This is a genomic window from Mycolicibacterium baixiangningiae (genome assembly GCF_016313185.1).
Classification (GTDB): domain Bacteria; phylum Actinomycetota; class Actinomycetes; order Mycobacteriales; family Mycobacteriaceae; genus Mycobacterium; species Mycobacterium baixiangningiae.
The window spans coordinates 1,935,561-1,946,766 of record NZ_CP066218.1 but is presented as its reverse complement, the minus strand read 5'-3'; the positions used below and the strand labels follow the sequence as shown (position 1 = coordinate 1,946,766).

The following is an 11,206-nucleotide window of genomic DNA, read 5'->3' as shown; positions in this document are numbered from 1 at the left end:
GCGCGGCCCGAGATTTGTCATACCCCGCTGCCAGAATGGGGTCATGCCCTCGAGCGCACCGTCTTTCGTCCCCAGCGCGCCTCGCGCTGCGCGGCTCGAGGTGTTGTTCGAGGAGGTGGCGGAGCTGGCGGGCCAACGCAACGCGATCGACGGCCGCATGGTGGAGATCGCCGCCGAGATCGACCGCGAGGGGTTAGGGGGCATCACCGGCGCGCGATCGATTTCCGCGCTGGTGGCGTGGAAGACCGGATGCTCGACGGCCAACGCCAAGACGATCACCGCCGTGGCCGAGCGGATCGAGGAATTCCCGCGCTGCGTCCAAGAGCTGCGCGAGGGCCGACTGTCCCTGGATCAGGTCGGGCTGATCGCCGAGAAGGCTGCCCCCGGATCCGACGAGCACTACGCTGAATTGGCCAAACACGCCAGCGTCAACCAGCTACGCACCGCGCTCAAACTCGCACCCCGCCCCGAACCTCCTCCCGCTCCCGAACCCCAACAAGACGAAGACGATCCGCATCCGCCGCCGGAGGCGGAGTCCTCGATCACCACGACCTCCGATGACCAGCACACCACCTGGCACATCACACTCCCCCACGCCGAGTCAGCGAAAGTCGACGCCGCCCTGACGAGCCGCCGCGAGGGCATGGTCGCCCAATGGGAACGCGACCACGGCGACACCCCCTCCGGGAATCGGCCCCCGATGCCCACCACCGTCGATGCGTTCCTCGACATCATCGACACCGCCTGGGACACCGACGCCGTCCGCCGCCCGCACAGCCAGCACACCACCGTCGTCGTGCACGTCGACGTCAAAGACCGCATCGCCGCCCTGCATCTCGGCCCGCTGCTGCCTGAGGGCGACCGGCAGTACCTCACCTGTGATGCCACGTGCGAGGTGTGGTTCGAACGCGACGGCCATGTCATCGGCGCCGGACGCACCACCCGGCTGATCAACCGCCGCCTACGCCGCGCCCTGGAGCACCGCGACCGCACCTGCGCAGTCCCCGGGTGTGATGCCACCCGCGGACTCCACGCCCACCACATCCGGCACTGGGAACACGGCGGCCCCACCAACCTCGACAACCTCGTGCTGCTCTGCCCGTACCACCACCGGGCACACCACAAAGGCATCATCACCATCACCGGACCCGCCGGCCACCTCATCGTCACCGACAGCCATGGCCAACAACTCCACAACGGATCGCTGGCGCGTCCACCCACCCAACCTCCACCGGCGGTCGCGCCCTACCCCGGAACCAGCGGCGAACGCGCCGACTGGTGGTGGTACACACCCTTCCAACCACCACCCGCAACCAACAACTAGGCACCTTGGCGCACAGCGCTATACGTTGGCGCACAGGCGACCAGTCAAGTTTACTTCGCCGTCCGGTGCGCCGCGGCAAACGTCAGCACCTGGTTCGCGAGCAGGTCGAGCTGGTTGCGCACCGATTCGTCGACCAGCTGACCGCCGTCATCCCAGATGGGCTCGGCGGAGTTGATCGCGACGCCGAGCGGGGTCGGCCAGGCCCGCAGCGCATGCCCGATCGAACGCAGCTGCCCGAGCGTGTTGACCGCGGCCTGCCACCCGTACGCGCAGCTGATACAGCCCCACGGGGTGTTGTCGAGGTACACCCGCGGGTCCTCCCGCAGATCCTCGATGTAGTCGAGCGCGTTCTTGACCAGTCCGGAGATCGCACCGTGGTATCCCGGCGAGCCGACCACCACCGCGTCGGCATCCCGAAGCGCCGCAACGAGTTCCAGTGCCCCCGGAGTGCGCTCGAGTTGATGCGGCGCGTACATCGGCATATCGAGGTCCGGACCCGCGAACATCCGGGTCCGGCCGCCCTGACGTTCGACGGCCTCCAGGCAGTACCGCACCGCCCGCTCGGTCGAGGAGCTCGCCCGCAGCGTGCCACCCAGCCCGACGACCAATGGCGCATCATCCGGTGCGGTCATGTCCTCCCCCGTCACTTGATCGCGATCGGGTTCAGCGGTGCGCCCACCGCACCGGTCACGCGCAAAGGCGGTGCGATGAGCTGGAATTCGTAGACGCCGTCGGCGGCACAGTCGGCGGCCAGGGCACCGAGATCCCAGTACTCGCCGAGCATCAGGCCCATATCCCGCAGGCACAGCATGTGCATCGGCAGGATCGTGCCCTCGACGCCGGACACCGGATCCTCGACCATGAGATTGTCGGCGGCGATCGCCGCCACCTCACGCTCGTGCAGCCACGATGCGCAGCGCCAGTCCAGCCCGGCGTACGGTTCGGTGCCGTCACCGGCCTCGAGGAACCGGTCCCACCAACCGGTCCGGATCAGCACGATGTCCCCGCTGCCCACCGATACCCCTTGGGCGCGCGCCACCTCGTCGAGTTCGTCGGGGGTGATCGGCTCACCGTGTTCGAGGTACACATCCGCCCCGCGATGGCGCACGAGGTCGAGCAGGACGGCACGGGAGGTGATGCCCTTGCTGTCGACTTTGTCGATGCCGCAGTGGAAGGCGCCCTGGCTGGTCACCGAATCGGCCGGGAATCCGTTGTACAGCTTGTCGTCGTAGTAGACGTGCGACAACGCATCCCACTGGGTGGCGGCCTGCAGCGGCATGATGATCATGTCATCGTTGAACCGGAACGGGTTGTCGACGAAGTAACCGGCAAGCTGCTGGGCGACAGTGTTCTTCAGCCACTGCGGGCCGTACTGCACCAGGGTGTGGGCGTCGCCGCCGTCGACGGTCATCACGTGCATCGGGTTCGGCCGGTACTGGAATGCGCCCTGGGGGCCCGCCGAACCGAAGTCGACGCCGAGCGCAAACACCTTGCCGTGGCGGACCAGGCCCGCGCCTTCGGCCACCTTGTCGGCGGTGATGAAGTTCAGCGTGCCGAGTTCGTCGGCGTCACCCCAGCGCCCCCAGTTGCGCACGGCGTCGCCCGCGCGGCGGAACTCGTCGAGTGTGGCCATGTGTGGTTTCTCCGTCTCATCGTCGGGGCACCGCATCCGCGAGGTCCGTCTCGCCCATGGTGCCGCCGTCCACCCAGATCACCTGTCCGGTGAGGTAACTGGCGGCCGGACTGTTCAAGAAGACCAGCACGCTGGCCTGCTCGTCGGGACCGGCGACGCGGCCGAGGGGTGTTCGGAAGGAGTCGAGGAACTCCTGCCCGTAGGCCGTGCGCAACTGGTCGAGAATCGGGGTGTCGGTGACCCCGGGTGCGGTGCAGTTGATCCGGATTCCCTTGGCGCCCAACGCTGCGACGTGGGCCATGCCGTAGAGGATGATCGCCTCCTTGGACAGCCGGTACCCGCCCCCGTCGGCGAGTGCCTCAGGATTGCCCCGGCACCACTCGATGCCCTCGTCGACGGTGGCGGTGTCGAGCAGCCCGGCCGTGACCGCGGCGTTCTCCCGGTAGGACGATGCGGCGAGCGAAGACACGTTGGCGATCGCCGACCCCGGTGGCATCGACGACACCAGCGCCTCGGTGAACAACCGGGTGCCCAGGAAGTTGATGGTCACCACCCGTAACGGATCGCCGATGCCCGACGACACCCCCGCGACGTTGAACAACGCGTCGACCTGGCCGCCGACCGTCGCCGCGGCGTGTTCGACCGACGCCTGTTCGGACAGGTCGATCTCGACGAACTCATCGAGATCGACGGCGGGACGACGCATGTCGAGCCCCACCACCTTCGCGCCGAGACCGCTCAGCTGCCGTACGAGGTGCGCGCCGATACCCGATGCGCACCCGGTGACGACGACCCGCTTACCGTCGTAGCGCCACAGCTGATCGATGTCGCCCACGCGAGTCGGCCTAGCCCGACGCTTCCTTGACTGCCCTGGCCTGCTTCTCTTGTTCCGCAGCTTTGACCCGGCCCTCGTTGATCTCGGCCATCGCCTCGGGAATCTCACCCGCGGTGAACTTGCCGCCGCGCCCGGTGGGCAGGCCACCGAACGAGTACGTCTCGTCGAAGAGCGGCGCATCGGAGTGCTGACGGCGCCCCTCGACCTTCTCGACGACCGGCGCGAGCCGCGTCGCCTTGTCCCTGACCGCCTTCTCGTCGCGTTCGATGAACTCGGGCAGGATCTCCTTGCCCATGATCTCGATGGACTCCATGGTGCCCTCATGGCTGCGGGGGTTGAGCAGCAGGATGATCTCGTCGACGCCGCTGGCTTCGTAGCCGCGCAGAAACTCGCGCACCGTGTCCGGTGAGCCGATCGCACCGCGCCCGGGGCCGTAGGCGAGCGTCGGATCCTCTTTGACCGCCTGCTCGTAGAGCTCCCACACCCCGGTGCGTCCGGGGGTGTGCATACCGGTCAGGTAGTAGTGCATGATCCCGAACGAGAAGAACCCGCCGCCGATGCCGAGGCGTTTGAGCGCCTCGTCGTCGGTCTTGGCCACCATCATCGACAGGTCACCGCCGATGGCCAGCAGGTTCGGGTTGATGGCCGGGGTGACCGGCGTGCCGTTGGCCTCGAATTCCTTGTAGTAGCCGTCCACGCGCTCCTTGAGCGCCTCAGGACCGGTGTAGGCGAAACTCAGTGCGCCGATGGCCTTCTGGGCCGCCATCTGGACCGACGAGGGGCGGGTGCACGCCACCCAGACCGGCGGGTGCGGCTTCTGCAACGGCTTGGGGATGACGTTGCGAGCCGGCATTTCGATGTGCTCACCCTTGAACCCGGTGAAGGGCGCCTCGACCATCGAGCGGATAGTCACCTCGAGCGCCTCCTCCCACTGGGCGCGCTTGTCGGCGGGGTCGATGTTGAAGCCGCCGAGTTCGGCGACCGACGAGCCTTCACCGGTGCCGAATTCGACGCGGCCGTTCGAGAGGTGGTCCAGCGTCGACACCCGCTCGGCGATGCGCGCCGGATGGTTGATCGACGGCGGCAGGTGCATGACCCCGAAGCCCAGCCGGATGTCCTTGGTGCGCTGGCTCGCCGCAGCCAGGAACATCTCCGGCGCGGTCGAGTGACAGTACTCCTCGAGGAAGTGGTGCTCGGTGAGCCAGACCGTCGAGAAACCGGCCTTGTCGGCAGCCTCGACCTCGTCCAGGCCGTGCTGGAACAGCTGATGCTCGTCGTCCTCCGACCACGGCCGCGGCAGCGGGAATTCGTAGAACAGCGAGATCTTCATGTGCTTCCTCCGATGGGTGACGGCCCTGGACTGGGTTGAGCTTGGTGTGGTGGCGCACTGGCAACGGGTTGTGCGGCAATGTGTTTGGCGGCGACGTAGCCGAAGGTCATCGCGGGGCCGATCGTCGCGCCCGCCCCGGCGTAACTGCGGCCCATCACCGCCGCGGAGTTGTTGCCCACCGCGTACAAGCCGGGCACGACCGAATCGTCGGCGCGCAGCACCCTGGCGTGTTCGTCGGTGCGCAGCCCGCCGGAGGTGCCGAGGTCGCCGAGGATGATCTGGAACGCGTAGTACGGCGGTTTGCCCAGCGGGTGCAGGTTGGGGTTGGGCAGTGTGGGGTCGCCGTAGTAGTTGTCGTAGGCGCTGTCGCCGCGATTGAAGTCGTCGTCGTGGCCCTTGTGCGCCAGTTCGTTGAACCGCTCGGCGGTCCGGCGCAGGTGCTCCGGCGGCACCCCGATCTTGCCCGCCATCTCCTCCCATGTGCGCGCCTCGTGGACCACCCCGGACTCCAGCCACGCCTTGGGCACTTTCCAGCCGGTGGGCACGGGCGCGAACGGGATCTTCGGGATGGGTAGATGGCCGCCGACGACGTAGCGGTGGAACGATGCGATGTCGGTGATCAGCCAGCACGGGATGTGCGTGACACCGGAGCGCTGCCCGTCGATCATCGCGTGCGCGAAGTCCATGTAGGGCGCCGCCTCGTTGATGAAGCGCCTGCCGTCGCCGTTGACGACGAACTGGGCGGGCATCATGCGTTCGTTGAGCATGAACTGCAACCGGCCGTCGGGCCAGCACATCGCCGGGAACCACCAGGCCTCGTCGAGCAGTTCGCTTGCAGCGCCGACCCTCTCGCCGGCACGGATACCGTCGCCCACGTTGGCCGGGTTCCCGAAGCTCCAGTCCTTCTCCAGGAGGGGCAGGTGCTGCTTGCGCCACGCCATGTCGTGGTCGAATCCGCCGGCGGCCAGGATCACTCCGCGGCGCGCGCCGATATGGACCGCACGCCCGTCCTTCTCGATGACCGCACCGACCACCTCACCGTCGGGACCGGTGATGAGTTCGGTCATCGGGGTGTCCAGCCACAGCGGGATGTCCTGTTGTTTCATGGCCAGGCGCATCCGCGCGGCCAGCGACTGGCCGATGGCGGCCATCCGGTCGCCGAACACCCGCGCCCTGACCATCCGCCAGATCAGCTTGACCAGGACGGCCTTACCCCGCCAGTTCTGGCGTACCTGGTAGAAGAGGCGAAGGTCTTTGGGCGCGAACCAGATTCCCTTGGGCGCCAACGCGAGCGGCTGCAGCAGGTGCTGCTCCTCCTCGCCGAGTTCACGCAGATCGATGGCCGGCACGTTGATCGTGCTGCCGAGTTCTGATCCGCCGGGCAGCTCCGGGTAGTAGTCGGCGTAGCCGGGTTTCCACACGAATTCGAACCACGGGCTGAGGTCCTCGAGGAATTCCATCATCTGCGGGGCGGCGTCGACGTACGTGCGCAGACGCGCATCGCTGACCAGACCGCCGGTGATCTGTTTGAGGTAGCCGAAGACGCTCTCGGGGTCCGGTGTGTAACCGGCTTTGCGCTGCGACGGGGCGCCCGGCACCCAGATGCCGCCGCCCGAGAGCGCGGTGGATCCGCCGAAATGCGCGGCCTTCTCGACCACCAAGGTGTCCAGCCCACAGGACTGCGCGGTCAGCGCGGCCGTCATACCGCCGCCCCCGGAGCCCACCACCAGCACGTCGACCTGTCTGTCGAAGTTCACGCAAGCACCGCCGTCCGGATGCCGAAACCGGCGATCAGTTCCGGTGCGTCCCGGTAGAACCGCTGCGCGGTGCGGTATTCGCCGCTGGCCGCCAGCGCCGCGAACGCGGCCACCCAGGTGCGGATCTCGTGGGCGGAGTTACCGCCCTCGCGGGCGATGAAGGGATTCGACCACCCGTCGAGATCGGACAGCCAGCCCTGGTCGAGGATCTCCAGGAACGTGCGGTCCCACACCGGGTTCAGCGGTTGCAGAGTGCTCTCACCGTGTGCGAACGCGCGCGCGGCGTCGATGACCGCGGACTGCCGGGCCATCCGCGCCTCAGTGCTCATCGGGGCGCCGTGCACGATCCGTTCGAGCGCAGCGGGTGGGGCGGTGGCCAGCGTGGGCACCGGAGGGTCGTGGGACAGCCCGCCCGAACCGACCACCAGGACGCGCTTGTCGAGCGTCGCGAGGTAGCCGCCGATCGCCGCGCCCAGCAACCGCGATCGGCGCAGCGGGCCCAACGGCGTGGCGACGGAGTTGATGAACACGGGGATGACGGGCCGGGTGGTCGGGTCGCCGAACAGGTTCTGCAGCGGCTGCACGGTGCCGTGGTCGACATCCATGCTCGCCGAGATCGCGATGTCGACATCGGCTTCGAGCACCGCCGCGGCCAACTCGTCGGCGAGGTTCTTCGGCACGTCGAGCGGACCGGCGTGGGTGCCGTAGTCACCGACGCCCTGGGCCGACGTGCCGACACAGAACGGCGGCATGACCTTGTAGAAGAACCCGTTGTAGTGGTCCGGGGAGAAGGTGACCACCAACTCCGGATCGAACTCGGCGACGAAATCACGGGCGCCGGTGAGCGCCGCGTCGATGTCGTCAAGAAGTTCCCGCGACGGTCCCGGAAGGTTCAGTAGCGGACTGTGCGACATGCAGCACAGGGCGATCTGCGCCATGGTGACCATTGCCTCCTCCCTGGGTGAGATGGAGCACGTCGAACAGTGCGGTGCTCACGTCGGGCGCCCGTTGGGCGATGCAGGCGCCCGCGATACAGCGGTCGGGGCGCAGAAACAGCACCGATTCGGTGTGCGCGTCGAACCAGCCCTTCAACGCGCCGGTGCGGTCACCGATCACGCGGACGTCGGGGTCGTCGTGACCGGTCCAGTGCAGTTGCGTCGACGGACGCGCGGTGATGAAGCGCGCGCCCAACGCTTTCCACCGGTCGAAGATGTCGGCACCCAGCAGCGCACGCGGATTGTTGTTCCAGCACAACACCGCGAAGCCGGTGCCCAGCACCTCGTCGAGCAGCACATTCTGCTGATCGCGGGTGTCGACTCGCGGTTGGACGAACAGCGTCCCCGTCGGTGAGGTGGCCGACGGCGGCTCAGGATGGAAGACCGCGCCCTGCTCGTAGCGGGGCATCGGCTTGAACCGCATCTCCAGCACGTAACGCTTGAGAGTGGGCACCACCGATGCGCCGCGAATCAACCTGTCCCGCAGGCCCGCAACGTGGCGGTTGGTCGGCGAGATGACGCGGCCGACCAGCGTCGACAGGTCGATCATGGCGCGGGCATGCTTGCGGCGTTCGACGTCATAGGTGTCGAGCAGGGCGTCACCGGCCTGACCGTTGACCACCGCGGCAAGCTTCCAGCCGAGGTTGGTCGCGTCGCGGATGCCGCTGTTGTAACCCTGGCCCTGCCAGACCGGCATGAGATGCGCGGCGTCGCCGGCGAGGAACATCCGGCCCTCGCGGAACGTGCCTGCGATGCGGGAGTGGTGGGTGTAGAGCCGGTGCCGGATGATGTCGACGCGCTCGGGGTGCGGCACGAGGCGGCTCAGCATCGAACTGATGAACGCCGGATCCTCGGCCTGCTCGTCGGTTTCGTCGGCGTGGATCATGAACTCGAACCGCCGGATTCCGTGCGCGATGGAGATCGAGGCGTACGGCCGGGCCGGGTCCGCGCCGACCTCGCTGTTGGGGTGGCCGAGCGGATCGTTGGCGATGTCGACGACCAGCCAGCGCGTCGGCGAGGTGGTGCCGTCGAACGACACCCCCATCAGCCGGCGCGTCGCACTGCGCCCGCCGTCGCAACCGACGACATAGCGGGCGCGCACGGTCTCGCCGGGCAACTCCACCGTCACGCCGTCCGGCGTCTCGCGGCATCCCGCCATCCTCTGCCCCCATCGCACCTCGACGTGGTGGAACCGGGACAATCCGCCGAGGAGTTCGGCGTCCACCATCGGTTGGACGAAGCCGTTGCGCTTGGGCCACCCGAATCGCGCGTCGGGCGGGGCCATCTCCGCGAGCAGCCGGCGGTTGCCGTCGAAGAACCGCAGGATCTGGTTGGGCACGGTGTGCGGCAGGACCTTGTCGACCAGGCCGATGCCCTGGAAGGTCCGCAGCGCCTCGTCGTCGAGTCCGACCCCGCGCGGATAGTCGATGAGCGTCGACCGTTCCTCGACGATCACGGTGCGCACGCCCTGCAGTCCGAGGATGTTCGCCAGCGTCAGGCCCACCGGCCCGGCGCCGACGATGACGACGTCGGCATCCGTACCGTCCGGCCCGGCACCGTCTTGTCCAGCGAGGTCGGCCATCAGCGCCCCAGCAGGAAGTCGAGATGTAAGCGGTTGAAGGTCTTGGGATCCTCGTACTGGGGCCAGTGTCCGCAGCCGGGCATGACCTCGAACCGGGCGCCGGGGATCATCGACGCGATGCGCCGGCCCTCCTCGACGTCGGCGGTCGGGTCGTCACTGGTCCACACCACGAGCGTCGGCGCGGCGATGGCGCCGTACTCCGTGGGGCCGAGGAGGTTACGGGCGCGGATCTCAGGATCCTGCAGCGCCATGATGTCGCGCATCGCGGTGACGAATCCCGGTTGGCGGTATACCCGTTGGCGGCTGGCGACGATGTCGTCGTAACCCTTGCTCTTGTCCGCCATCAACCATGTGATGCGGGCCTGCACGGTCTCCCAGCTGGGGTCCTCGGCAGCGGCCATGGACAGCGTGACGATGCGCTTCATGACCTCTGGATCCGCCTGGGACCCGCCCGCGGTGTTGAGCACCAACCGCTCCACACGGTCACCGTGGTCGGCGGCCAACCGGGCCGCGACCCAGCCGCCCAGCGATTCACCGCTGATGTGGGCCTGCTCGGCCCCGATGGCATCGAGGAAGGCCAGCAGGTGCTCGACGTAGTGGCGGATCTCGAGGGGATGGCCGGGTTTGTCGGTGTAGCCGTGTCCCAGCATGTCGATCGACCAGGTGGAGAAGTGTTCGGCGTGCGCCTCGAGGTTGCGCACGTAGGCCTCGGCGTGCCCGCCGGAACCGTGCAGGAAGACCAGCGTCGGTTTGTCGGTTTCTCCGGCGTGCAGGTACCGCGTGCGCACCGCGCCGGCGTCGAGATACCCCTGCGAGAAGGCCACACCCTGCAGGTCGCTCCACACACTTTCGTGCTCAGCCACGGAGCCTCGCTCTCCCCTCGCTGCGGAAATCGCATTCTCGCTATCCGGTAGTGACGAGTGCTAATATCGCTCACTAATGTGCACTATGTTAAGAGCATCACTCTCGCGATGACGTCTGTCAAGGGAACGGGCGGCATGGAAGCGAAAGGCGCTGAGACCAAAGGCCCTGATACCAAAGGAAACGTGCCCGACAAACTCGCGGCTGGATCCCAGACCCTCGCGAGGGGGTTGTCGGCGCTGCAGGCGGTGGCCACCGCGCCCGCCGGCCTCACGGTGCAGCAGGTTGCCGAATACGTTGGCGTGCACCGCACGATCGCTTATCGACTACTCGGCACGCTGACCCAGTTCCGCTACGTCGCCAAGGGTGAGGACGGCCGGTACCGCCCGGCGGCCGGCCTGGCGCTGCTCGGCTCGTCGTTCGACAACAACGTGCGCGCGTTGAGCGTGCCGGTGCTGCGCGGGCTCGCCGACGAGCTGGGCACCACGGTCTCGCTGCTCGTGGCCGAGGGCGATCAGCAGGTGGCGGTGGCGGTCATCGTCCCGACGAACGTCTACTACCACTTGTCCTTCCACGAGGGCAGCCGGTATCCGCTCGATCGCGGCGCCGCGGGGATCGCGCTGCTGGCGAGCATGCCGCCGCGTCCCGGCGAACGTGAGCTGGTGCCCCATGCCCGCGAGCGCGGCTGGGTGATCACCCACGGCGAGGTCGAGCCCAACACCTACGGCCTCGCGGTGCCGGTGCGCCGGCGGCCGCCCTCGCCGCCGACGTGCATCAACCTCATCTCGCACCGCGAGGACGTCGTGCTGGGAGGGAAGGACGCCGTGATCACCGCCGCCAAGGAACTCGCCGCCGTCCTCTAGCGAGGAACGGCACCCGGACAGGAGGA

Annotated in this window: 10 protein-coding genes; 2 read left to right on the top strand and 8 right to left on the bottom strand. The window is 67.9% G+C overall.

Translation table 11 applies throughout. The features are described 5' to 3' along the window. The first annotated feature begins 43 nt into the window (after window positions 1-43). Complete coding sequence (locus tag I7X18_RS09140) at window positions 44-1,324, top strand: HNH endonuclease signature motif containing protein (protein ID WP_193046962.1); 1,281 nt, start codon at window positions 44-46, stop codon at window positions 1,322-1,324. 50 nt (window positions 1,325-1,374) lie between these two features. Here the strand turns inward: I7X18_RS09140 and I7X18_RS09135 are convergent, their stop codons facing one another. The 8 genes from I7X18_RS09135 to I7X18_RS09100 are packed head-to-tail and all read right to left on the bottom strand — an operon-like array spanning window position 1,375 to window position 10,319. Next, on the bottom strand, window positions 1,375-1,956 hold the full coding sequence (locus tag I7X18_RS09135) for an NADPH-dependent FMN reductase (protein WP_193046961.1): 582 nt from the start codon (window positions 1,954-1,956) through the stop codon (window positions 1,375-1,377). Window positions 1,957-1,967: 11 nt separating this feature from the next. Beyond that, window positions 1,968-2,957, bottom strand: a complete 990-nt coding sequence (locus I7X18_RS09130; protein ID WP_193046960.1) for a cyclase family protein — start codon at window positions 2,955-2,957, stop codon at window positions 1,968-1,970. A 16-nt stretch (window positions 2,958-2,973) separates the two neighbouring features. Beyond that, on the bottom strand, window positions 2,974-3,792 hold the full coding sequence (locus I7X18_RS09125; RefSeq protein WP_193046959.1) for a coniferyl-alcohol dehydrogenase: 819 nt from the start codon (window positions 3,790-3,792) through the stop codon (window positions 2,974-2,976). Between the two features lie 10 nt (window positions 3,793-3,802). After that, window positions 3,803-5,122, bottom strand: a complete 1,320-nt coding sequence (locus tag I7X18_RS09120; RefSeq protein ID WP_193046958.1) for an LLM class flavin-dependent oxidoreductase — start codon at window positions 5,120-5,122, stop codon at window positions 3,803-3,805. Continuing rightward, the gene (locus tag I7X18_RS09115) at window positions 5,119-6,825 is read right to left on the bottom strand and encodes an FAD-binding protein (RefSeq protein WP_232375491.1); all 1,707 of its coding nucleotides are present in this window, start codon (window positions 6,823-6,825) and stop codon (window positions 5,119-5,121) included. Before I7X18_RS09115 ends, I7X18_RS09120 begins: the two co-directional genes overlap by 4 nt. Window positions 6,826-6,875: 50 nt before the next feature. Further along, window positions 6,876-7,793 (bottom strand): 3-carboxyethylcatechol 2,3-dioxygenase, encoded by a 918-nt coding sequence (locus I7X18_RS09110; protein WP_456299289.1) that lies wholly within the window; start codon window positions 7,791-7,793, stop codon window positions 6,876-6,878. Continuing rightward, window positions 7,741-9,456, bottom strand: coding sequence for a bifunctional 3-(3-hydroxy-phenyl)propionate/3-hydroxycinnamic acid hydroxylase (locus tag I7X18_RS09105; RefSeq protein ID WP_193046956.1), 1,716 nt, complete (start codon window positions 9,454-9,456; stop codon window positions 7,741-7,743). The genes I7X18_RS09110 and I7X18_RS09105 overlap by 53 nt, the downstream gene beginning before the upstream one ends. Further along, entirely contained in the window at window positions 9,456-10,319 is an 864-nt protein-coding gene (locus I7X18_RS09100) for an alpha/beta fold hydrolase (RefSeq protein ID WP_193046955.1), read from the bottom strand. Before I7X18_RS09100 ends, I7X18_RS09105 begins: the two co-directional genes overlap by 1 nt. A 57-nt stretch (window positions 10,320-10,376) precedes the next feature. On the opposite strand from I7X18_RS09100, the gene I7X18_RS09095 reads away from it, so the two are divergent. After that, window positions 10,377-11,180: an IclR family transcriptional regulator gene (locus tag I7X18_RS09095; protein WP_193046954.1), complete on the top strand. Its 804-nt coding sequence runs from the start codon at window positions 10,377-10,379 to the stop codon at window positions 11,178-11,180. The last annotated feature ends 26 nt before the right edge of the window (window positions 11,181-11,206 follow it).